Source organism: Vogesella urethralis, assembly GCF_007644045.2.
Taxonomy (GTDB): Bacteria; Pseudomonadota; Gammaproteobacteria; order Burkholderiales; family Chromobacteriaceae; genus Vogesella; species Vogesella urethralis.
The window spans coordinates 62,439-85,116 of sequence record NZ_VMDW02000054.1 but is presented as its reverse complement, the minus strand read 5'-3'; the positions used below and the strand labels follow the sequence as shown (position 1 = coordinate 85,116).

The window sequence follows — 22,678 nt, the reverse complement described above, 5'->3', positions numbered from 1 at the left end:
CTGGAGAATTTCAAGAATGGCAGCTAAAGACGTACGCTTCGGCGATTCCGCCCGTGCAAAAATGGTAGTGGGTGTCAACATTCTGGCTGACGCCGTTAAAGTGACCCTGGGCCCGAAAGGCCGCAACGTGGTTCTGGACCGCTCCTTCGGCGCGCCGACCATCACCAAGGACGGTGTGTCCGTGGCCAAAGAAATCGAACTGAAAGACAAGTTCGAAAACATGGGCGCCCAGATGGTGAAAGAAGTCGCTTCCAAGACTTCCGACGTTGCCGGTGACGGCACCACCACCGCTACCGTGCTGGCTCAGGCTATCGTGCACGAAGGCATGAAGTTCGTGACCGCCGGCATGAACCCGATGGACCTGAAGCGTGGTATCGACAAGGCTGTTGTGGCCCTGGTAGGCGAAATCGCCAAGATCGCCAAGCCGTGCGCCACCACCAAGGAAATCGCCCAGGTTGGCTCCATCTCCGCCAACTCCGACAGCGACATCGGTGAAATCATCGCTACCGCCATGGAAAAAGTGGGCAAGGAAGGCGTGATCACCGTTGAAGACGGCAAATCGCTGCAAAACGAACTGGACGTCGTAGAAGGCATGCAGTTCGACCGCGGCTACCTGTCCCCGTACTTCATCAACAACCAGGAAAAACAGATTGCCGCACTGGACAATCCGTTCATCCTGCTGTTCGACAAGAAAATCTCCAACATCCGCGACCTGCTGCCGGTTCTGGAGCAAGTGGCCAAGTCCGGCCGTCCGCTGCTGATCATCGCTGAAGATGTGGAAGGCGAAGCGCTGGCTACCCTGGTAGTGAACACCATCCGCGGCATCCTGAAAGTGGTTGCCGTGAAGGCTCCGGGCTTCGGCGACCGTCGCAAAGCCATGCTGCAAGATATCGCCATCCTGACCGGCGGTACCGTGATTGCTGAAGAAGTGGGCCTGACCCTGGACAAAGTGACTCTGGAAATGCTGGGTCAAGCCAAACGCGTTGAAGTGGGCAAGGAAAACTCCACCATCATCGACGGCGCTGGCGATGCAGCCCAGATCCAGGCTCGTGTTGGCGAAATCCGCCAGCAGATCGAAGCCGCCACTTCCGACTACGACCGTGAAAAACTGCAAGAGCGCGTGGCCAAACTGGCCGGCGGTGTTGCCGTGATCAAGGTTGGCGCTGCCACCGAAGTGGAAATGAAAGAGAAGAAAGCCCGCGTGGAAGACGCGCTGCACGCTACCCGTGCGGCAGTGGAAGAAGGCGTGGTACCTGGCGGTGGCGTAGCCCTGCTGCGTGCCCGTTCCACCCTGGCCGATCTGGAAACCGCTAATGCCGACCAGGCTGCTGGCGTGAAGATCGTACTGAAAGCCATCGAAGCTCCGCTGCGTCAGATCGTACAAAACGCCGGCGACGAGCCGTCCGTGGTGGTGAACAAGGTGCTGGAGGGCAAGGCCAACTTCGGTTACAACGCCGCGACTGGCGAGTACGGCGACATGCTGGAAATGGGCGTACTGGACCCGGCCAAAGTGACCCGCTCCGCGCTGCAGCACGCTGCTTCCGTAGCCGGCCTGATGCTGACCACCGACTGCATGGTAGCCGAGCTGCCGGAAGACAAGCCGGCTATGCCTGACATGGGCGGCATGGGTGGTATGGGTGGCATGGGCGGCATGATGTAAGCTGCCTCGCCCTTGCGAAGCCAGAACCCCGCACCCCGGTGCGGGGTTTTTTCATGTGCTGCGGCCAACCTTGCCAGGTTGGCCGCATTGTTTTGCGCGCGCAGTCTGGCACAATGCCGCTTTCTTTGCGGGAGAGTCAGCATGAACCGGAACGAACTGTTACAGGCGCTGGACGGCAAGCTGGAGCCGTGGCGTTTCAAGGACTACGCCCCGAATGGGCTGCAAGTGGAAGGCAGCGACGAGATTCGCCGCATCATTACTGGCGTGACGGCCTCGCAGGCCTTGATCGACGAAGCCATCCGCCTGCAGGCGGACACCATTCTGGTGCACCACGGTTACTTCTGGAAAAGCGAGGCGGCGCCCATCACCGGCATCAAACGCAAGCGCATTGCGGCGTTGCTGCAAAGCAACATCAACCTGATTGCCTACCATCTGCCGCTGGATGCCCATCCGGAACTGGGCAACAACGCCCAGCTGGGGCAGGTGCTGGGCTTTGTCGACGCCGCGCCCAGCCAGAGCGAGCCGCTGTTATGGTGCGGCCAACTGGCGCAGCCGATGGCTGGCGAGGCGCTGCGCCAGCACATCAGCCGCAATCTGGGGCGCGAGGCCCTATTGCTGGGTGATGCGGACAAGACACTAAAGCGTGTGGCCTGGTGTACCGGTGGCGCGCAGGGTTTTTTTGAACAGGCCATCGCTTTGGGCGTGGATGTGTTCATTACTGGCGAAGTGTCTGAGCAAAATCAGCATTTGGCGAATGAAAGCGGCGTAAGCTTCATCGCGGCGGGGCATCACGCCACGGAACGCTATGGCGCCAAGGCCTTGGGGCAGTGGCTGGCGGATGAATTTGCCCTGGATGTGCAATTTATCGATCTCTTTAACCCGGTCTAACAACGATGCCCATGCTGTCAATGAGGCGATTTGTCGCATATGCGCTTCAAGTTCCCTCATGGAATCGGGTAGAATTGTAAGGTTTCAAGTTTATAGCTCGGTTTCCACGTTTGAGGATGACTGTAATGAGTGAACAACACGTTGATGCGGGGCGCCGTCGCTTTCTGACGGTGGCCACCAGCGCGGTTGGTGGTGTAGCGGCGGCCGGTGTGGCTGTGCCGTTTTTGATGAGCTTTGCGCCTTCTGAGCGTGCCAAGGCTGCCGGTGCCCCGGTTGAGGTGGACATCAGCAAGCTGGAAGCCGGCCAGAAGATCAACGTCGAATGGCGTGGCAAACCGGTATGGGTACTGTCGCGTACGCCGGAGCAGCTGAAAAACCTGTCGAAAATCGAAGGCGACCTGCTGGATCCGAAGTGCGAATCGCCTGAGCAGCCAGAATACTGCAAGAACGCAACCCGCTCCATCAAACCGGAGATCCTGGTTGCCGTGGGTATCTGTACCCACCTGGGCTGTTCGCCGACCCACCGTCCCGATATCGCCCCGGCCGACCTGGGTCCGAAATGGGTAGGTGGCTTCTACTGTCCGTGCCACGGTTCCAAGTTCGACCTGTCCGCCCGCGTGTACAGCGGCGTACCGGCCCCGAAGAACATGGAAATCCCGCCGCACAAGTATCTGTCCGATACCGTGCTGCTGATCGGCGATGACAAGTAAGCGAGGGGAGAACATATGAGCACTGGCCAAAAAATCCTCAATTGGGTGGATGAGCGTTTCCCGCTGTCCTCGATGATGAAAGAGCACGTCACCGAGTACTACGCCCCCAAAAACTTCAACTTCTGGTACTTCTTCGGTTCGCTGGCCCTGCTGGTGCTGGTGATCCAGATCGTGACCGGTATTTTCCTGACCATGAACTACAAGCCGGATGGCACCCTGAATGCACAGGGTATCCCGGTGGCGTTCGCCTCGGTCGAATACATCATGCGCGACGTAGCGGGTGGCTGGATCATCCGCTACATGCACTCCACTGGCGCCTCGATGTTCTTTGTCGTGGTTTACCTGCATATGTTCCGTGGCCTGATCTACGGTTCGTACAAGCAGCCGCGCGAGCTGGTATGGGTGTTTGGTACGCTGATCTTCCTGGTGCTGATGGCCGAAGCCTTCATGGGCTACCTGCTGCCGTGGGGTCAGATGTCGTTCTGGGGTGCGCAGGTGATCGTGAACCTGTTTGCTTCCATCCCGGTGATCGGCCCGGACCTGTCCGTGTTCATCCGTGGTGACTTCGTGGTGGGTGATGCCACGCTGAACCGCTTCTTTGCGCTGCACGTGATTGCTGTGCCGCTGATCCTGCTGGCGCTGGTAGTTGCCCACCTGATCGCCCTGCACGAAGTGGGTTCTAACAACCCGGATGGCGTAGAGATCAAGAAACTGAAAGGTGAAGACGGCAAGCCGCTGGATGGCATTCCGTTCCACCCGTACTACACCGTCAAAGACGTACTGGGTGTGGCTGTGTTCCTGATCGTGTTCTCCAGCATCGTGTTCTTTGCCCCGGAAATGGGCGGCTACTTCCTGGAACACCCGAACTTTGACCAGGCCGACCCGCTGAAGACCCCGCCGCACATCGCGCCGGTATGGTACTTCACCCCGTTCTACGCCATTCTGCGTGCGGTGCCGTCGTTTGCAGGTACCCAGGTGTGGGGTGTACTGGCCATGGGTGCTGCCGTGGTGCTGATTGCCTTCCTGCCGTGGCTGGACAAGTCCCCGGTGAAGTCCATCCGTTACCGTGGTCCGAAGTTCAAGTTCATGCTGGTGCTGTTCATTACTGCCTTTATCGGTCTGGGTATCCTGGGCGCGCTGCCGTCCACCAACCTGCGTACCGTGGTAGCCCAGCTGTTCTCCATCATCTACTTTGCGTTCTTCCTGGGCATGCCGTTCTACACCAAGAACGATGTGGGCAGCACACCGGTTCCGACCCGTGTGACCATGAGCACCCCGGCGCGTCAGGTACGCTTTGTTGTGCTGGTGGTGGTGACGCTGGTGGCGGCGACGCTGTTCGCGAAATTCATCTGATAAAGGGGGCAATATGAACAAGACTATCCGTCAACTGCTTGCCGCCGTTGCCCTGATGTTGCCGGCTGCCGGTGCCATTGCCGCCTCGGAAGGCCCGGCGCTTGAAAAAGCACCGATCAATATTCAGGATACCGAAAGCCTGCAACGCGGCGCCCAGATCTTCGTCAACTACTGTCTGTCCTGCCATTCGGCCAGCGCCATGCGCTACAACCGTTTGACTGACATCGGCCTGTCTGAAGAGCAGATCAAGTCCAACCTGATGTTTACCACCGACAAGATCGGTGAGCAGATGAACATTGCGATGGACAAAAAGGACGCCAAGCAATGGTTCGGTGCGACACCGCCGGACCTGTCGCTGATCGCGCGCTCCCGTGGCGCCGATTACCTGTACGGCTACCTGCGCGGTTTCTACCGTGACGATACCCGCCCGACAGGCTGGAACAACCTGGTATTCGACAAGGTGGGCATGCCGCACATCCTGTGGGAATGGCAGGGTGAGCAAGTGCTGAAGACCCACAAGGGTGCCGATGGCCATGAAGAAAAGTCGCTGGAGCTGGTGAAGGCTGGCACTTTGACCAAGCTGGAAAACGGTAAGGCCAATACTGCAGAGTTCGACAAACGCATGGCTGACCTGACCAACTTCCTGGTCTACGTTGGCGAGCCGGTACAGGTAAAACGTCACCAGGTGGGTTACACCGTCCTGCTGTACCTGTTCTTGCTGCTGTTGCCGTTTGCCTACTTCCTGAAGAAGGCATACTGGAAAGACATCCACTAAGTCTGCGTTTCACTGTCAAGCAAAGCGGCGCTTCGGCGCCGCTTTTTCTTTTTAGATCATGCACTTATGCAACTTTTGTGGAAAGTGATGATCTGAAAGTGCTAGAATTGCCTGTTATTTGATCAACAAGCCTGTTCAAGGAATCTACGCCTCATGATGACCCTCTACTCCGGTACCACTTGTCCTTTCAGTCAACGCTGTCGCATCGTGTTGTTCGAAAAGGGCATGGACTTCGAGATCATTGATGTGGACATCCACAACAAGCCTGAAGATCTGGCCGTGATGAACCCGTACAACGAGGTTCCGGTACTGGTTGAGCGCGACCTGATTCTTCATGAATCCAACATCATCAACGAATATATCGACGAGCGTTTCCCGCACCCGCAGCTGATGCCGGCCGACCCGGTGATGCGCGCCCGTGCTCGTTTGTTCCTGTTCCGCTTCGAGCAAGAACTGTTCGTCCATGTGAAAACGCTGGAAAACGGTGCTAGCGGCAAGGAAGCCACCAAGGCCCGTGAAGCCATCCGCGACGGTCTAGTCACCATCGCCCCGATTTTTGCCAAACAGAAGTTCATGCTGGGCGAAGAGTTCTCCATGATCGACGTGGCCATCGCACCGCTGATGTGGCGCCTGGAGCACTACGGTATTGACCTGGGCAAGAACGCGGCGCCGATCCTGAAGTACGCCGAACGTCTGTTCCAGCGTCAGTCGTTCATCGACTCGCTGACCCCGGCTGAAAAGGCCATGCGCAAGTAAGCCTTATCTCTGCGGAAGGAAGCCACATGACAGTCAGTACCCGTCCCTACCTGATCCGGGCCATTCACCAATGGTGTACCGATCAGGGGCAAACCCCGTACATGGTGGTGTGGGTGGATGAAAACGTTCAGGTGCCGATGGAGTTCGTGAAGAACAACGAAATCGTGCTGAATGTCGGCTACGGTGCTACCCAGGGGTTGAACATGGACAACGACTGGATTTCGTTCTCTGCCCGCTTTGGTGGTGTATCGCGCGAGATCTGGATTCCGGTAGGCAATGTGTTATCCATTTTCTCGCGTGATTCTGGTGAGGGGATGGGTTTCGAGCTGGAGAAGCTGGAAAAACCGGCTGCCAAACCGGTATCGCCTGTTAGCCCGGAAGCGCAAGCACCGGCTAGCGATGACGAAGCCAAGGGCGCCAAAGTCATCACCTTCCCGGGCCGACGCAGCTAAGCCCACCGACTAGTGCAGCCATCAGGCTGCCAAGGCAAAACAAACCCCGTTTGAGGCGCAAACGGGGTTTGTTTTGTGTACGGTGCTACCGTGGTGTTTGCTGGGCAGCGCATCGGCAATGAAAAACCGGCCACAAGGGCCGGCTTGCCAGGTTGGCCGCACAGCAGCCACTGGTAATGTTATTCCACACGCTCGCCGTGCAGAACCACGTCCAGACCTTCGCGTTCTTCTTCTTCGCTCACACGCAGGCCCATGATCAGGTCAACGATCTTCAGCAGGATGAAGGTGACGATGCCGCAGTAGGCGACGGTGGCAACCACGCCAATGGCTTGGGTCATCAGGTCACCGTCTACACCGCCAATTTCCTTGACCGCAAATACACCAGTCAGCAGGGCGCCGATGATGCCACCGACACCGTGTACACCGAAGGCATCCAGCGAGTCATCGTACTTCAGCATGTGTTTCAGCGAGGTTGCGCTCCAGTAGCATACGGCACCAGAGATCAGGCCGATGGCCAGTGCACCTTTGGCATCGACGAAGCCCGCAGCCGGAGTGATGGCGACCAGGCCGGCAACGGCACCGGAGACAATACCCAGTACCGACGGTTTGCCTTTGGCAATCCATTCAGCAGCCATCCAGGCCAGCGCCGCCATGCCGGTAGCCACCTGCGTCGCAACCATCGCCATGGCTGCGCGGCCATCAGCAGCCACTGCCGAGCCGGCGTTGAAGCCGAACCAGCCTACCCACAGCATCGAAGCGCCCACCAGCGTCAGCACCAAGTTGTGCGGGGGCATGGCTTCGCGGCCGAAACCCACACGCTTGCCCAGTACCAGAGCGGCTACCAGGCCTGCAATACCGGCGTTGATGTGCACTACGGTACCACCGGCAAAGTCCAGCACGCCATGGTCAAACATCCAGCCGCCCGGTGCCCACACCCAGTGTGCAACCGGAACATAGACGACCAGCGACCACAGCACCATGAACACCAGCATGCTGGAGAACTTCATGCGCTCGGCAAAGGCACCGGTAATCAGGGCCGGGGTGATGATGGCAAATGTCATCTGGAACATCATGAATACCGCTTCCGGGATGGTGCCCGCCAGCGGGTGTACTGTCAGCTTGCCTTCGTCCTTGAGGAACAGCATGCCGTCCAGCAGAACGCGATCCAGGCCGCCAATCAGGCTGTTACCCGGGGTGAACGCCAGGCTGTAGCCAATGACGGTCCACAGTACCGTCATCACCGCGCAGATGGCAAAGCTCTGCATCAGGGTAGCCAGCACGTTTTTCTTGCGGACCATGCCGGCATAGAACAAAGCCAGGCCCGGAATGGTCATGAACAGCACCAGTGCGGTGGAGGTCATCATCCACGCGGTGTCGCCGGCGCTGATGGTGCTGGTAGCTACCAGGGTAGGCGCACCGTCTGCAAAGGCGGGCAGGGCGGTAACCAGGGAGCCCAAAGCGGCCAAGGTCAGGAGTTTCTTGCTCATGTTGATCCCTTTCTTCTTATGCTCAGACCGCGTCGGCACCGGTTTCGCCGGTACGAATACGCACTACCTGTTCCAGGTCGTACACGAAGATCTTGCCGTCACCAATCTTGCCAGTGCGGGCGGCGGTTTCGATCGCTTCTACTACCTGATCCAGTAGTTCGTTGCTGATGGCGATTTCCAGCTTCACCTTCGGCAAGAAGTCCACCACATATTCGGCACCACGGTACAGCTCGGTATGACCTTTCTGACGGCCAAAACCTTTTACTTCGGTAACGGTAATCCCCTGCACGCCGATAGCGGAGAGGGCTTCACGGACTTCGTCAAGCTTGAAGGGCTTGATAATGGCGCTAACCAGTTTCATGACGGCTCCTTGCTGCTCAGTAGGTAATGAGTGAGTGTGACAATTTCGCCTATGCATGAACTGTGCCAGATTGCTGTTTTGCTTTTATTTCAATCTGTTACGTGCTGTGTGGCACTTGTATTCGATAATGAAGTCATAAATTGGATAAGCCATACAGCGCTTGCGCCTAAATGGTGCAGATGTGGTCATGCAGGCATCGCGGCTTTTTTGCTAAACTCCCCTTCATTCATCATGCCATTTACAAGGTTGCATCATGCTCAGCCAAAAATTGTTCGACGAAATCAGCAATAAAATTTCCGAAACCATTGCCGCCAGCCCGGCCAAAGATCTGGAAAAAAACGTGAAAGCCATGATGGCTGCCACTTTCAGTCGTATGGATTTGGTGACGCGCGAAGAATTCGATATCCAGCAAGAAGTGCTGGCGCAAACTCGTGCCCAATTGAGCGCGCTGGAACAACGTCTGGCACAGCTGGAAGCCGCAGCACAGCCCGCGGCAGCGGCAGCCCCTGCTGACGCGACGGAGTAAGGCGGCATGTCGCTTGCGGTGTGCATCAGCCGGGCGCTTGCCGGGGTGAGTGCACCGGAAGTGACAGTGGAAGTGCATCTGGCTAACGGTCTGCCTGCGTTTACCCTGGTTGGCTTGCCTGATACCGAAGTCAAGGAAAGCAAGGAGCGGGTCAGGGCGGCCATTGTGCAGTCCGGTTTTGACTTCCCGGCGCGACGTATTACGGTCAATCTGGCACCTGCAGAGTTACCCAAGGAGTCAGGGCGCTTCGATTTGCCGATCGCAGTCGCTTTACTGGCTGCGGACGGACAGATCCCTGGCGACGCGCTCGCCGGTCTCGAGCTGGCCGGTGAGCTTGGCTTGGGCGGCGAATTACGGCCTGTGCGTGGTGCACTGGCCATGGTCGCGGCCGCAGCGGGTAGCGGGCGGTGCTTTGTACTGCCCCGTTTGAGTGCGTGTGAAGCGGCTTTGGTGCAGGGAGTGACCATTCTGGCGGCCGACAATCTGGGCCAGGTGTGTGCTCACTTGGCGGGTTTGCAGCCCTTGCCGGTACAGCAGGTGGTTAACGCTGCTGGGCAGCCGAATGCCTATCCCGATATGGCCGAGGTGAGGGGGCAGGGGCTAGCCAAGCTGGCGCTGGAAGTGGCCGCGGCTGGCGGCCACAACCTGTTGCTGCAGGGGCCCCCTGGAACCGGCAAGTCCATGCTGGCGGCACGCTTTCCCGGCATCATGCCGCCAATGAACCAGAAAGAAGCGCTGGAAAGTGCTGCAGTGCAATCACTGGGTGCACAGGGTTTTGATGTCCGATTGTGGTGCGTTCGACCCTATCGGCATCCGCACCACACGGCGTCGGCTGCTGCGCTGGTTGGCGGCGGGTCGGACCCCAGACCGGGCGAGATCACCCTGGCCCACCATGGTGTGTTGTTTCTGGATGAATTACCCGAGTTTGATCGCAAGGTGCTCGAGGTATTGCGGGAACCTCTGGAGACTGGGGAGATTCATATCTCCCGCGCCGCCAGGCAGGTATGTTACCCGGCACGCTTTCAGTTGCTGGCAGCGATGAACCCTTGCCCGTGCGGCTACTTCGGCCATCCCAGGCGGGCGTGCCGCTGTACGCCCGAGCAGGTGAGCCGCTATCGCGGTAAACTGTCCGGCCCCTTGCTGGATCGTTTCGACCTGATGGTTGAGGTTGGCGCCATGCCTTTGGCAGAGCTGCAGTCGTTGCCGCTGGCTGAAACTAGCGAGCAGGTGCGCAGCCGCGTTTGCGATGCCAGGGAACGGCAATGGCAGCGGCAAGGCAAACGCAATAGCGACCTTGGTACTGTCGACTTGGCAGCTTACTGCCAATTGTCCCCGGCCTTGCAGCAACAGTTGACCGTCGCGCTTGAACGGCTGGATTTGTCGGCCCGTGCTTATCACCGGGTGTTGCGTGTGGCGAGGACATTGGCGGATCTGGACGGTAGCATCGGCGTGATGCAGCAGCATGTCATGCAGGCGGTGCAGTTCAGACGTGGCCTGGCAGGGCTGGGTGGAAAATAGATAACAAGGTTGGCACAACCGAAAGATTTGATGGGCTTATGAGTAACAAAGATTTGAAGCATGTTTCCCGTAGTGGCAACCGGAGTGCACCAGCCAGCAAGCGTGGCGGTGGCGGCCTAATGACCGGCGTGTTGGTTGGCCTGATCGTGGGGGTTGGCGTTGCCGTGGGCATGACCATGTACCTGAACCGTTCCTCCACGCCGTTCAGCAATCTGGAGAAAATGCAGGGAAAAGAAGAGGCTTCCGTGCCCGCTGCTGAGCTCCTGGAGCCCGGCAGTAAACTGGCTACGATGACATCACCGCCGGTCGTCACGCCGCAGTCGGTGGCCACTGTGCCTGCATCGGCTGCCGTAGCGGCCAAGCCCAAACCGGCTGCGCCCGCTCCTGCGGATGCTGACGGGGAACGTTTTGATTTCTACAAGATCCTTCCTGGGCAGCAGGAAGCCATCCCCCAGGATGGCAAGTCGGCTGAAGCGGTAACCCAGGCTGCACCGCGACTGTTTGTGCAGGCTGGGGCGTTCCAGTCCGAAAGCGATGCCGACAACATGAAGGCCAAGTTGGCCTTGATGGGTGTCGAGGCCAAAATCCAGTCGCTGACCCTGGCTGATAAAGGCTTGGTGCACCGGGTGCGCATCGGTCCATTCGAGCGGCAAGAGGACGTGGACGCGTTGAAAGCCCGTCTGCGTCAGGAGGGGGTCGATGCCTCCGTGATCAAGTTACCTCCCAAATAATACGAAAGACGACTCATGAAGAAGTGGTTGTTTGCACTGATGTTTGCTGTGTCCGGCCTGGCTCAGGCTGCGATTGTGGAAGGCAAGGATTATGTCGTGTTACCCAAACCGCAACCGGTTGCGACGCCGGGTAAAATCGAGGTAATCGAGTTTTTCTCTTATCACTGCATCCATTGTTTTCATCTTGAACCGGTGATGGCGCCGTGGACGAAGAAGCTGCCTGCAGATGTCAGCTTCCGTCGCGAACAAATCGTGTGGGGTAAGCAGATGGAGCCGCTTGCCCGCCTGTTTGCCACTTTCAATGTCACCAAGACACTGGACAAGCTGCATGGCCCGGCGTTGACCGCTATGGTAGAGAAGAAAATCAACCTGGCTGACGAGAACGCGCTCAAGGGCTGGTTGGCAACCCAACCCGGTGTGAACGTGGCCAGCTTCATGCAGACTTACAAATCGTTTGGCATGAATGCGCAGGTGGCACGAGCCGACAAAATAACCCGCGATTACGCTATCCAGGGTACGCCGACCGTGGTTGTCGGTGGCAAGTACGCTACGCTGGCGGCCGAGCCGGCCCGCCTGCTGCAAGTGGTGGATGAACTCATTGTCAAAGCGCGCGCCAAGAAATAAGCATGCGCGCTGACACAGGCCGCACTCAGTGCGGCCTGTTTCTTTGTACCAAAGCCAAGGAATGAACGTGGATTTTCTGCTGTTGGCCAAGGCGTTGCTGCTGGGCATCGTCGAAGGCATGACCGAATTCTTGCCGGTATCCAGTACCGGCCATCTGATCGTGGTCGGGGACCTGATCAACTTCCAGAATGAAGGCAAAGTATTTGAAATTGCCATCCAGCTAGGCGCTATCCTGGCTGTGGTTTTCCAATATCGCGAGCGATTCCAGATGTTGCTGACCGGCATTGCCCACGATGCCAAGGCGCAGCGGTTTGCGGCCAACCTGATGGTGGCGTTTCTGCCTGCAGCCATCATGGGCTTGCTGTTCATCAAGCAGATCAAGCTCTACCTGTTCAACCCGATTAGTGTGGCTTCCGCGCTGATACTGGGCGGTTTGGTTATCTTGTATGCCGAGCGTCGCCAGCATGTTGCGCGCGTGCATAGTGTTGACGACATCAGCGCGCTGGATGCGCTGAAGGTGGGCTGTGCCCAGGTGGTGGCCATGATCCCTGGCACGTCGCGCTCCGGTGCTACCATCATTGGCGGTATGTTTTTCGGGCTAGACCGTAAGGTCGCTGCTGAGTTTTCCTTTTTCCTGGCGGTGCCCACCATGTTTGCGGCTACGGTGTATGACTTGTACAAGCACCGTGAGCTGTTATCGATGACTGATTTTCCGATGTTCGCGGTCGGTTTCGTGGCGGCCTTCATCAGTGCCTCGCTGGCGGTACGTACCTTGGTCAAGTTCATCGCCAACCATACCTACGAGATCTTTGCCTGGTATCGCATCGCCTTCGGTTTGGTGATTCTGGGGACGTGGTATTTTGGCCTGGTAGATTGGCACGTATAAAAAGCTTGACGCTAGCGGCTGGGTGATCTATTATCCGTTCTCTCTGTCGCGGGATGGAGCAGTCTGGTAGCTCGTCGGGCTCATAACCCGAAGGTCGTAGGTTCGAATCCTGCTCCCGCAACCAAGTTTCGATGAAAAAGCCTCGCTTGCAAGCGAGGCTTTTTTGTTTGCACCATTCTTGTGCGCTTGTGTCCACTTTGGAGCCCGAAGTCTGTTCAATAAAAAAGCCACCTCGCGGTGGCTTTTTTGTTTGCTAGGGTGCAGGTTTAGATGCGGCGCGCAAGTTCTTCGGCTTTGCCCAGGTAGCTATCCGGGCTCAGGGCCAGCAGGCGTACTTTTTCGGCTTCAGGAATCTCCAGGCCCTTGATGAAGGCGGCCAGGGTTTCGCGGGTTACGCCATCCTTGCCGCGCGTCAGCTCCTTCAGCTGCTCATACGGGTTGGGCACACCGTAACGGCGCATCACGGTCTGGATCGGTTCGGCCAGTAGTTCCCAGGTGGCGTCCAGATCGCTGGCCAGCATGGCCGGGTTGATTTCCAGCTTGTTCAGGCCTTTCATCAGCGCCTTGAAGCCCAGCAGCGAGTAGCCGAAGCCTACGCCCATGTTGCGTAGTACGGTAGAGTCGGTCAGGTCGCGCTGCCAGCGGGATACCGGCAGCTTTTCAGCCAGGTGCTGCAGGATGGCGTTGGCCAGACCGAAGTTGCCTTCCGAGTTTTCGAAGTCGATCGGGTTGACCTTGTGCGGCATGGTGGAGCTGCCCACTTCGTCCTTCTTCACTTTCTGCTTGAAGTAGCCCAGCGAGATGTAACCCCAGATGTCGCGGTCCAGATCGATCAGGATGGTGTTGATGCGGGTCAGCGTCTGGTACAGCTCGGCCATGTAGTCGTGCGGCTCGATCTGGATGGTGTACGGGTTGAAGGTCAGGCCCAGACCGCTGACAAAACGCCCGGCCAGGCTTTCCCAGTCCACGTTCGGGTAGGCTACGATGTGGGCGTTGTAGTTACCTACCGCGCCGTTGATCTTGCCCAGCAGTTCCTGCTTCACCAGCTGCTCGCGTTGGCGCTTCAGACGGTACACCACGTTGGCCAGCTCTTTGCCCATGGTAGACGGCGTGGCAGGTTGGCCGTGGGTGCGACACATCATCGGTACGGCCGCCAGTTCGTGCGCTAGCTGGCTCAGTTTGGTGATGACTTCGTCTACCGCTGGCAACATCACGGTGTTGCGTGCGGTTTTCAGCATCAGCGCGTGGCTGAGGTTGTTGATGTCTTCCGAAGTGCAGGCAAAGTGGATGAATTCGCTGGCAGCCATCACTTCCGGGTTGCCAGACAGACGCTCTTTCAGCCAGTACTCGATGGCCTTCACGTCGTGGTTGGTGCGCGCTTCGATGGCTTTCACTTCTTCGCCGTGCTGAACGGAGAAGTTGGCGATCACGTCGTCGATTTCGCGGATGGTGGCGTCGGAGAACGGCTTCACTTCCTCGATACCCGGTTCGGCGGCCAGCATTTTCAGCCATTCCAGTTCTACCTTGATACGGGCTTTCATCAGGCCGTATTCGGAGAAGGTGGCGCGCAGCGGTTCGGCCTGGCCGGAGTAGCGGCCATCGAGCGGGGAGAGGGCGGTCAGCGTGGTCAGATTCATCACTCAGTGCTTCCAGGTTGCTGGCCAGCGGGGCTGGCCGGTTGCTTCAAAAAGAAATCGGTGTACTACTCAGGCTTGCAGGCGGCGGGCGATGCCGGCGGCCAGCTTGCTGGCTGCTTCCGCTTGGAAGCGGAAAAACAGCTCGGGTTCAATCATTTCCAGTTCCATGATGGCCAGTTGGCCGCGGTTGTCGCGCACCATGTCTACCCGGGCGTACAGCACGTCGAACGGCACTGCCGCGACGGCGGCTTCGGCAAAGCGGATTTCGTCGGCGCTGGCGTCGTAGCGATGCACGGTGCCGCCATGGTCGTCCTGCACGCGGAAGTCGCCGGCTTTGGCGGTTTTGCGGATGGCGTGCGTGTACTGGCCATCAATCACCATCAGCGACAGCTCGCCCTGGCTAAGGATGTCGTGCTGGAACGGCTGCAGCATCAGTGCCTCGCGTTGTACCAGCTCGGCAAACGTGCATTCCAGCGCGGCGGCATCCTCGGCTTGCAAGCGGTAGGTGTGGCGGGCTGCGCCGGAAATCACCGGTTTCAGGATCACGTCGTGCCAGCCGCTATCAGCAATAGCCTGGGCGAGGGTGCGATGATCGCCCACTTCGATATAGCAGGTGGGCACGGTATTGATACCGGCTTGTTGCAAAGCGGCCAGATAGTGCTTGTCGAGGTTCCAGTGAATCAGTGCGGCTTCGTTGAACAGACGGGTGCTGTGGCTAACGCGTGCCAGCCACGGGGCGAATTCATCAAAGCGGTGGAAGTAATCCCAGGTGGTACGGAATACCGCAGCACGGCATTGCGACCAGTCGTAATCGGGCTCGGCCCAGTCCTTGCGGCCAACCTTCAGCCCGTGTTGCTCCAGGGCGCTTACCACCAGGCCATCTTCCAGGTGGACTTGGCGGCTGTACCAGTCTTGCTCGTCCAGGGCGAGCAGGGCGTTGTCGGTAAGAACGACGATATCGAATTGCATCGGCTAGCTTTCTAAGGCGCATGAAAAACGGGCGTACACGACGCCCGTTGCAAGCTTACATTCCAGGCAGCATGCCTTTCATGCCCTTCATCAGTTTCATGATGCCGCCCTTGGAGGAGAACGCTTTCATCATTTTCTGCGTCTGTTCAAACTGGGCCAGCAGGCGGTTCACTTCCTGCACCGAGACGCCGGAGCCGGCAGCAATACGACGCTTGCGGCTGGCTTTGATCAGCTCGGGCTTGCGACGCTCTTCCATAGTCATCGAGTTGATGATGCCTTCGATGCGGCGCATCGACTTTTCGGCCTCGGCACCCTGTACACCTTTGGCCAGCTGGCCGATGTCGCCCGGCATTTTTTCCAGCAGGCTGGTCATGCCGCCCATTTTCTTCATTTGCTGCATCTGGGCCTTGAAGTCTTCCAGGTCGAAACCTTTGCCGGACTTCAGCTTCTTGGCCATCTTGGCCGCTTCTTCCTGATCGATGCCCTTCTGCACATCCTCGATCAGCGACAGCACGTCCCCCATACCCAGGATACGGCTGGCCAGACGGTCGGGATGGAACGGCTCCAGGCCGTTGATCTTTTCGCCGACACCGATGAACTTGATCGGCTTGCCGGTGATGTGGCGTACCGACAGTGCCGCACCGCCGCGCGAGTCGCCATCCATCTTGGTCAGTACCACGCCGGTCAGCGGCAGCGCCTCGTTGAAGGCCTGGGCGGTGTTGACCGCGTCCTGGCCCTGCATCGCATCCACCACAAACAGGGTTTCTACCGGCTTCAGGAAGGCGTGCAGAGCCTTGATTTCGGCCATCATCGCTTCGTCAATGGCCAAGCGGCCGGCGGTATCCACCATTAGCACGTCAAAGAAATGACGCTTAGCGTAATCCAGTGCGGCTTGGGCAATCTCGAGCGGTTTCTGGTTGCCCTGCGACGGGAACCACTCTACGCCAACCTGTTCGGCCAGCATTTTCAGTTGCTCGATGGCGGCCGGGCGGTACACGTCGGCAGAGACCACCAGGATCTTTTTCTTCTGCGTGTCTTTCAGCAGCTTGGACAGCTTGCCGACCGTCGTGGTTTTACCGGCACCTTGCAGGCCGGCCATCAGGATGATGGCGGGCGGCACCGCAGCCAGGTTGAGGGCGTCGTTCTTCTCGCCCATCAGTTTGACCAGCTCTTCGTTAACGACGCCGATCAGTGCTTGGCTGGGCGTAAGGCTGCCCATCACTTCCTGGCCCAGCGCACGCTCTTTGACCTGGTTGATGAAAGTCTTGACGACGGGCAGCGCCACGTCGGCTTCCAGCAGCGCCATGCGTACTTCGCGCAGCGCGTCCTGGATATTCGATTCGGTGATCCGTGCCTGACCGCGCAAGGTTTTCAGCGCACTGGTGAGGCGTGAGGTAAGGTTGTCAAGCATGGGGTATCCTTATGGTCTGCCAAGCATCTGCGGCTTGGTGTAGACTTCTGCAATCGTTCATTTTACCACGACCCGGTCCCGGTTCGTTGAGCTCCCACATTCCATGAGCGGATTCCTGTTGATTTTGCTGATCCTGCTGGCCGCGGGTTACGTTGGCCTGTCCTGGCATTTTCTGGCGCATTGGCGCGGCGTGGCATCGTGGCAGCGCCAGCCTTTTCGCGAACACTCTTTGCTGGGTTTACTGCTACTGCTGCACGCCGCCATGCTGGCCATGCCGGTCATGCAGGAAGGCGGTGTTCGCTTGGGTGTTGGGTCGGTACTGTCATTGCTGAGCTGGCTGATGCTGCTGATTTTCTGGACCGGTAGCTACTTTGCCCGCATGGAAGGGCTGCAGATTTTTCTGGTGCCGCTGGCGGCAATCGGCGTGCTGATGGCTGAAGTTTTACCGATTCCGCATACGTTATACGCCGTTGATAACCCGGCTTTCATGTTGCATTTGCTGGTTTCCCTGATGGCTTACAGCCTGTTCGCTATCGGTGCCTTGCTGGCTATTCTGATGCTGTGGCAGGAACACGCGCTGCACCACAAGCGTTTTGCGTTGGCACGTCAAATGCCACCGCTGCTGGTGCTGGAAAACCTGATGTTCCAGACACTGGGTACCGGCTTCATTTTGCTGACACTCAGTCTGATCAGTGGTGTTTTTTTTGCCGAAGAAGTATTCGGCAAGGCGGTGCCGCTCAGCCATAAAGTGGTATTCGGCGTTCTGTCTTGGCTGGTATTCGGTGGTCTGTTGGTTGGCCGCAAACTGCATGGCTGGCGCGGCCGTCTGGCGATCCGCTGGACGTTGGCCGGTTTCGCACTGTTACTTTTTGGCTATATCGGTAGCAAGGTTGTGCTGGAGTTTGTTTTACACCGCGCCTGAGCATTTGGCATATTGGAATGGCGGCGAGGCATCGCGTGCCGCGTTTTCATTTCAATAAGGAGTGGTTATGAAAAAGTGGTTATTCGCCTTGTTCGCCATGCTGGTATCAGTCGCGGCGCTGGCTGCCGTCAACGTCAATACCGCCAGCCAGCAAGAGCTGGAAACACTGAAGGGTATCGGGCCGGTGAAGGCTAAGGCCATCATCGACTACCGTAGCAAGAATGGCCCGTTCAAAACGCCGGCTGATTTGGTGAACGTACCAGGCATCGGTGAAAAAACGGTTGAAAAGCTGAAGGCCGACCTCGCCTTTGGTGGCACGGTGGCCCCTGCTGCAGCCAAAGCGGCAGCAACGAAAGTCACTGCAGCTGCCAAGCCGGCGGCACCTGCTCCAGCTCCTGCACCTGCCACCAAGAAGCCTTAAGCCTCCCAGTATCAAGCGCCCGGCTCAGGCCGGGCTTTTTTCATGCTGCTCAGGTGGGCGACTTGCCGAATAGCTGCAAGGCACGTTCGCGTTGTACGGCATGGTCGACAATAGGCGCGGGATAGTCAGTGCCTAGCCGAAAGCCTGCCGGTAGTTGCTTGGCTTGCCACGGCTCATGGATGGCCTTGTTGTCCAGCGCGGTCAACTCGGGCAGGTAGCGGCGGATGAAGCGGCCTTCCGGGTCGAATTTTTCCGACTGAGTTACCGGGTTGAAGATGCGGAAATAGGGCTGGGCATCGCAGCCGGTCGATGCCGCCCACTGCCAGCCACCATTGTTGGCCGCAAGGTCGAAATCCATCAGCTTGGCGGCGAAATAGGCTTCGCCACGCCGCCAGTCGATCAACAAGTCTTTTACCAGAAAACTGGCCACGATCATGCGCAGCCGGTTGTGCATGTAACCGGTCTGGTTCAGTTGCCGCATGGCCGCGTCGACGATAGGGTAGCCGGTACGCCCCTCGCACCACGCCTCGAACCATGCGGTTTCGCCCGGGAACTGCAGCTGGCGGTACTCGGGCTTGAAGCTCTCGCCTGCCACGTTCGGAAAGTGCCACAGCAGTTGCTGATAAAACTCGCGCCAGATCAACTCGTTCAGCCAGCATTCTGCCCCTTCATTCTGCTGTGACAGTGCCAGCGTCACCGCCTCGCGAATCGAGATAGTGCCAAAGCGCAGGTGCACCGACAGCCCGGAGACGCCTGCTTCCCCTGGGTAGTCCCGCAGCGTCTTGTAGTGCGGCAGCTTGCGCGCAAAGCGCTGTAGCAGTGCCAAGCCGGCTTCGCGACCGGGTTTGGCGGCTGGGGTGATGCCCACTTCGCCAAAACCCAGCTCGGCCAGTGAAGGCAAGTGGCGGTGTCGATCCGGGCCTGCTAGCCAGCGATGATCGTTGTGCGCCGGTAACGGCATGGCTTGATGGGGCTGGAAGGCTTTGCGCCAGGCACGCATATAAGGCGTGAATACGGTATATGGCCTGCCTTGCCCGGTCAGGATTTCGTCACACTCGAAGATGACTTGGTCCTTGCACAGCACCAACTCACGGCCTTGGCTTGCAAGAGCAGCGGCTACGGCGGCATCGCGTTGCCGGGCGTAGGGTTCGTAGTCCCGACAGGCCACCACCCGCTGGCAGCCCAGCGTTTGCGCCAGTGCCGGGATGCACTGCTGCGGATCGCCGTGCAGCACCAACAAGTCACCTCCCTTGGCTTGTAGCGTGGCTTTGATATCGGCAACGGCCTGGTGAATGAAAGGCAAGCGGGCGTCGTCGGCAGGTAGCGTAGCCAGAATGGTGCTGTCGAATACAAACACTGCACAGGTTTCGTCGCCGTGGCTGCAAGCTTCCAGAACGGCCGCATTGTCGAACAGGCGCAAATCACGCCGGAACCAGACGAGAGTACGTAGGGGTGTCTTCATGATTCAGTGTGTTTAAATTGCAACAAGCGTAGTGTGGGTTATCGCGATGTTGTGAGTTTGCAACTTGGCAGAGTTCTTGATTTTTAATTAAAAACAATTGGTTACGTTGTTGTTTGGTGTTGTATACAAACTTCAGAGACCAAAAAAACCGCAGCAAACCTTTGTATTTTCGCAACGGTGCATTTATAGTCCAGCCCAGATACCGCCGGTTCACCGGTGGTCAAGACAGCCCGCCCGGCAGCTGTGAAACAGTTTGCCGGCCACTAATCGGGCAGTGTACATGACCTCGAAAGGAACACACATGAAGAAGCTGATCGTACTGGCTACTCTGGCTGCTCTGCCGGCTGTTGCAATGGCTGACGTTACCATCTCCGGTAACCTGGCTGTTGGCGTAGTAAACACCAAAGAAACCGGTAAAGGCTCCATCAATACCGAAAACCGCACCAACGGCGAAATCAAGTTTGCTGGCTCCGACGACCTGGGTAACGGCCTGAAAGCTGTATGGCAGATCGCTAGCCGTATCAACCTGTCTGCTCAGTCTGATAACGCTCGCGACAACCTGTGGGCTGGTCGTGACTCCTATGTAGGTCTGGATGGTTCCTTCGGTCGCGTTACCCTGGGTAACATCTACCTGATGCCGACTTCCGGCGCCATGGCGATCTTCGAAAACAACAGCGCTACCTTTGAGTCTGCTATTTACGACCAAGGCACCCGCTACAACAACACCATTTCCTACAAAGCCCCGGCTTTCGCAGGCCTGACTACTACCGTTCAGCATTCTTTCGGCTCCAGCTCCGCTAACGAGCAAGCCAAGAACTACGCTGATGCGCTGAGCCTGGCTTACGAAATCGGCGCTGTTTCCCTGTCCTACGACAACCTGAGCGAAAAACTGAACGCTCAAGGCAAGAAAAACAAGCTGCATGAACTGAACGGTTCCGTAGCGCTGGATGCCCTGACTCTGCAAGCTGGTTACGCTACCGGCAAAAACGAGTCCACCAACAAGAAAGTTAAAGGCTGGGGTGTTGCTGCTTCCTACGCAATGGGCAATGTAACGCCGAAGTTCGGCTACTGGCGCGAAGGCGACTCCAAAACCAACGGCGTAACTGCTAACGACGGTCACAAAGCTTACGCTCTGGGCGTAGAGTACGCACTGTCCAAGCGCACCCGTACCGGTGTTGAGTTTGCCAAAGCTAACTTCGACGCTCCGGCTACTGCTGACAAGCGCACTGCTACCGTTTACCTGGGTACCAAGTTCTAATCGTTTCTTGCAAACGGTTTAACTGCGAAAAGGCTGCTTCGGCAGCCTTTTTTTATTGCAGAATCGACGTATTCTTTGCGTTAAAGTAAGGAATGGCGGCTCATCAAATGACCGTTTCAGCCGTATAATCGGCTTAACTCACTTTTAAGTATTGATGCTTATGGATGCTGCTTCGATTTCCGGTCTGGGTCGTGCCTTGGTGCAGAGTGAACATCTGCTGGTGCAGGATGCAGAAAGTATTCAGCGGCAGGCGCAGGCCTCCAATATCTCATTTGTCGAGCAGCTGGTGCTCAGCAAGAAGCTGACGCCACTGGCGATTGCCAAATTTGCATCTGGCATGTTCGGTTTACCTTTGCTGGATCTGGCAACGATCAGCCCCGATAGCCTGCCCAAGGGCGTTATCGATGACGAGTTGATTGCGGGCAAGCGGCTGTTGCCGCTGTTCAAGCGAGGTAGTCGCTTGTTTGTCGGCACCTCGGACCCCACGCAGTCAGCAGCTTTCCATGCCATAACGTTCAAAACCGGTCTGACCGTGGACGTAGTAGTGGTGGAAGACGACAAACTGGCCAAGCTGGTTGGCCGCTACACCGAAAATGCCGCGGTCACCGCATTCAATAACATGGCGGCAGACGAGTTTGGCGAACTGGAAATCGCCGACCCGGATGCGGAGTCGGCGTCGGATGGCATGCCGGATGTCGACGATGCGCCTGTGGTGAAGTTCGTCAATAAAGTGCTGCTGGATGCCATCAATGGTGGCGCGTCCGATATTCACTTCGAGCCGTACGAGCGTTTTTACCGGGTACGGTACCGGATTGACGGCAACCTGAAAGAAGTGGTGCAGCCGCCGCTGGCGATCAAGGAAAAAATTGCCTCGCGTATCAAAGTGGTGTCCAGAATGGATATCTCGGAAAAGCGTGTGCCGCAGGATGGCCGCTTGAAACTCAAGATATCCAGCACCAAAGCGGTGGATTTCCGGGTCAGTACCTTGCCGACCCTGTTCGGCGAGAAAATCGTGATGCGTATCCTGGACGCTTCAGCCGCTTCGCTGGACATCGAACAGCTGGGTTTCGAGCCGGAGCAAAAAGCGCTGTTGTTGCGTGCCATTGCCCGTCCTTACGGTATGGTGCTGGTTACCGGCCCAACAGGTAGCGGTAAGACCGTATCGCTGTACACCTGCCTCAATATCCTGAACAAGCCCGATACCAATATCTCCACTGCCGAAGACCCGGTTGAGATTAACTTGCCCGGCATCAACCAGGTCAACGTCAACGAGCGGGCCGGGCTGACGTTTGCCTCGGCGCTGCGTTCTTTCCTGCGCCAGGATCCGGACGTGATCATGGTGGGTGAGATCCGCGATTACGAAACCGCCGACATTTCCATCAAGGCGGCGCAAACCGGGCATATGGTGTTTTCTACCTTGCACACCAATAATGCCCCGGCTACCTTGACCCGCTTGTTGAACATGGGCGTCGCGCCTTTCAATATTGCCAGCTCGGTGCTGCTGATCATGGCGCAGCGGCTGGCGCGTAAATTGTGTACGCATTGCAAGAAACCGGTGGAGATTCCACGCGAGGCCCTGCTGCGCGCTGGCTTTGCCGAAGAGGAGCTGGATGGTAGCTGGCAGCCTTACGGGCCGGTGGGGTGTGATGAATGTCGCGGCTCCGGCTACAAGGGGCGGACCGGTATTTATGAAGTGATGCCGATCACCGACGCCATGGTGCGTTTGATCATGTCTGACGGTAATGCCGTGGATATTGCCGATCTGGCGCGCAAGGAAGGCATGGTAGATCTGCGTCATGCCGGTTTGCTGAAGGTAAAGCGCGGTATCACGTCGCTGACCGAGATTGAAGCCGTTACCAACGAATAAGCGA

Annotated in this window: 22 protein-coding genes and 1 tRNA gene; 17 read left to right on the top strand and 6 right to left on the bottom strand. The window is 57.7% G+C overall.

From position 1 onward, the window contains the following. The first annotated feature begins 16 nt into the window (after nt 1-16). The 7 genes from groL to FLQ03_RS03695 all read left to right on the top strand — a co-directional run bounded on the left by groL (nt 17) and on the right by FLQ03_RS03695 (nt 6,594). Nucleotides 17-1,660 (top strand): chaperonin GroEL, encoded by a 1,644-nt coding sequence (gene groL, locus FLQ03_RS03725; protein ID WP_144373018.1) that lies wholly within the window; start codon nt 17-19, stop codon nt 1,658-1,660. A gap of 141 nt (nt 1,661-1,801) precedes the next feature. Beyond that, nucleotides 1,802-2,548, top strand: a complete 747-nt coding sequence (locus FLQ03_RS03720) for a Nif3-like dinuclear metal center hexameric protein (protein WP_144373017.1) — start codon at nt 1,802-1,804, stop codon at nt 2,546-2,548. Between the two features lie 125 nt (nt 2,549-2,673). Beyond that, nucleotides 2,674-3,258, top strand: coding sequence for a ubiquinol-cytochrome c reductase iron-sulfur subunit (gene petA / locus FLQ03_RS03715; RefSeq protein ID WP_144373016.1), 585 nt, complete (start codon nt 2,674-2,676; stop codon nt 3,256-3,258). Nucleotides 3,259-3,273: 15 nt separating this feature from the next. After that, nucleotides 3,274-4,611 carry a cytochrome b gene (locus tag FLQ03_RS03710; RefSeq protein ID WP_144373015.1) on the top strand — a complete coding sequence of 446 codons (1,338 nt, stop codon included), beginning with the start codon at nt 3,274-3,276 and terminating at the stop codon, nt 4,609-4,611. 13 nt (nt 4,612-4,624) lie between these two features. Beyond that, the gene (locus FLQ03_RS03705; RefSeq protein ID WP_144373014.1) at nt 4,625-5,386 is read left to right on the top strand and encodes a cytochrome c1; all 762 of its coding nucleotides are present in this window, start codon (nt 4,625-4,627) and stop codon (nt 5,384-5,386) included. Between the two features lie 153 nt (nt 5,387-5,539). Then, complete coding sequence (locus FLQ03_RS03700) at nt 5,540-6,142, top strand: glutathione S-transferase N-terminal domain-containing protein (protein ID WP_144373013.1); 603 nt, start codon at nt 5,540-5,542, stop codon at nt 6,140-6,142. Nucleotides 6,143-6,168: 26 nt separating this feature from the next. Further along, a complete protein-coding gene (locus tag FLQ03_RS03695; protein ID WP_144373012.1) occupies nt 6,169-6,594 on the top strand; it encodes a ClpXP protease specificity-enhancing factor in 426 nt (141 codons plus the stop codon). 179 nt (nt 6,595-6,773) lie between these two features. On the opposite strand, the gene FLQ03_RS03690 is transcribed toward FLQ03_RS03695, so the two are convergent. Beyond that, nucleotides 6,774-8,081 carry an ammonium transporter gene (locus tag FLQ03_RS03690; protein ID WP_144373011.1) on the bottom strand — a complete coding sequence of 436 codons (1,308 nt, stop codon included), beginning with the start codon at nt 8,079-8,081 and terminating at the stop codon, nt 6,774-6,776. A gap of 22 nt (nt 8,082-8,103) precedes the next feature. Next, nucleotides 8,104-8,442 (bottom strand): P-II family nitrogen regulator, encoded by a 339-nt coding sequence (gene glnK, locus FLQ03_RS03685; protein WP_144373010.1) that lies wholly within the window; start codon nt 8,440-8,442, stop codon nt 8,104-8,106. 253 nt (nt 8,443-8,695) lie between these two features. Here glnK and FLQ03_RS03680 point away from each other — a divergent pair, with 253 nt between their 5' ends. The 6 genes from FLQ03_RS03680 (at nt 8,696) to FLQ03_RS03655 (ending at nt 12,851) form a co-directional block, all read left to right on the top strand. Then, complete coding sequence (locus FLQ03_RS03680) at nt 8,696-8,968, top strand: accessory factor UbiK family protein (protein WP_144373009.1); 273 nt, start codon at nt 8,696-8,698, stop codon at nt 8,966-8,968. Between the two features lie 6 nt (nt 8,969-8,974). Beyond that, entirely contained in the window at nt 8,975-10,486 is a 1,512-nt protein-coding gene (locus tag FLQ03_RS03675; RefSeq protein ID WP_144373008.1) for a YifB family Mg chelatase-like AAA ATPase, read from the top strand. A 38-nt stretch (nt 10,487-10,524) separates the two neighbouring features. Next, nucleotides 10,525-11,217 (top strand): SPOR domain-containing protein, encoded by a 693-nt coding sequence (locus FLQ03_RS03670; protein ID WP_206210846.1) that lies wholly within the window; start codon nt 10,525-10,527, stop codon nt 11,215-11,217. 15 nt (nt 11,218-11,232) lie between these two features. Further along, nucleotides 11,233-11,841, top strand: coding sequence for a thiol:disulfide interchange protein DsbA/DsbL (locus FLQ03_RS03665; protein WP_144373006.1), 609 nt, complete (start codon nt 11,233-11,235; stop codon nt 11,839-11,841). Between the two features lie 67 nt (nt 11,842-11,908). After that, the gene (locus FLQ03_RS03660) at nt 11,909-12,727 is read left to right on the top strand and encodes an undecaprenyl-diphosphate phosphatase (protein WP_144373004.1); all 819 of its coding nucleotides are present in this window, start codon (nt 11,909-11,911) and stop codon (nt 12,725-12,727) included. Nucleotides 12,728-12,774: 47 nt separating this feature from the next. Further along, nucleotides 12,775-12,851, top strand: a tRNA-Met gene (locus tag FLQ03_RS03655). A gap of 142 nt (nt 12,852-12,993) precedes the next feature. Here FLQ03_RS03655 and purB read toward each other — a convergent pair. From purB to ffh, 3 genes are all read right to left on the bottom strand, one after another. Next, on the bottom strand, nt 12,994-14,364 hold the full coding sequence (purB, locus tag FLQ03_RS03650; protein ID WP_144373031.1) for an adenylosuccinate lyase: 1,371 nt from the start codon (nt 14,362-14,364) through the stop codon (nt 12,994-12,996). Nucleotides 14,365-14,433: 69 nt separating this feature from the next. After that, nucleotides 14,434-15,333 (bottom strand): ATP-grasp domain-containing protein, encoded by a 900-nt coding sequence (locus FLQ03_RS03645; RefSeq protein ID WP_144373002.1) that lies wholly within the window; start codon nt 15,331-15,333, stop codon nt 14,434-14,436. Between the two features lie 55 nt (nt 15,334-15,388). Further along, nucleotides 15,389-16,744 carry a signal recognition particle protein gene (ffh, locus tag FLQ03_RS03640; RefSeq protein WP_144373000.1) on the bottom strand — a complete coding sequence of 452 codons (1,356 nt, stop codon included), beginning with the start codon at nt 16,742-16,744 and terminating at the stop codon, nt 15,389-15,391. 103 nt (nt 16,745-16,847) lie between these two features. Between ffh and FLQ03_RS03635 the strand changes: the two genes are divergently transcribed. Both FLQ03_RS03635 and FLQ03_RS03630 read left to right on the top strand, forming a co-directional pair. Then, complete coding sequence (locus tag FLQ03_RS03635; protein WP_144372998.1) at nt 16,848-17,666, top strand: cytochrome C assembly family protein; 819 nt, start codon at nt 16,848-16,850, stop codon at nt 17,664-17,666. 97 nt (nt 17,667-17,763) lie between these two features. Beyond that, entirely contained in the window at nt 17,764-18,087 is a 324-nt protein-coding gene (locus FLQ03_RS03630) for a ComEA family DNA-binding protein (RefSeq protein ID WP_338116356.1), read from the top strand. Nucleotides 18,088-18,136: 49 nt separating this feature from the next. Here FLQ03_RS03630 and FLQ03_RS03625 read toward each other — a convergent pair whose 3' ends face one another. Further along, nucleotides 18,137-19,549 carry a cryptochrome/photolyase family protein gene (locus FLQ03_RS03625; protein WP_144372997.1) on the bottom strand — a complete coding sequence of 471 codons (1,413 nt, stop codon included), beginning with the start codon at nt 19,547-19,549 and terminating at the stop codon, nt 18,137-18,139. A 301-nt stretch (nt 19,550-19,850) separates the two neighbouring features. Between FLQ03_RS03625 and FLQ03_RS03620 the strand changes: the two genes are divergently transcribed. Beyond that, entirely contained in the window at nt 19,851-20,807 is a 957-nt protein-coding gene (locus tag FLQ03_RS03620) for a porin (RefSeq protein WP_170252296.1), read from the top strand. Between the two features lie 154 nt (nt 20,808-20,961). Further along, nucleotides 20,962-22,674 (top strand): type IV-A pilus assembly ATPase PilB, encoded by a 1,713-nt coding sequence (pilB, locus tag FLQ03_RS03615; protein ID WP_144372993.1) that lies wholly within the window; start codon nt 20,962-20,964, stop codon nt 22,672-22,674. Nucleotides 22,675-22,678 lie beyond the last annotated feature (4 nt).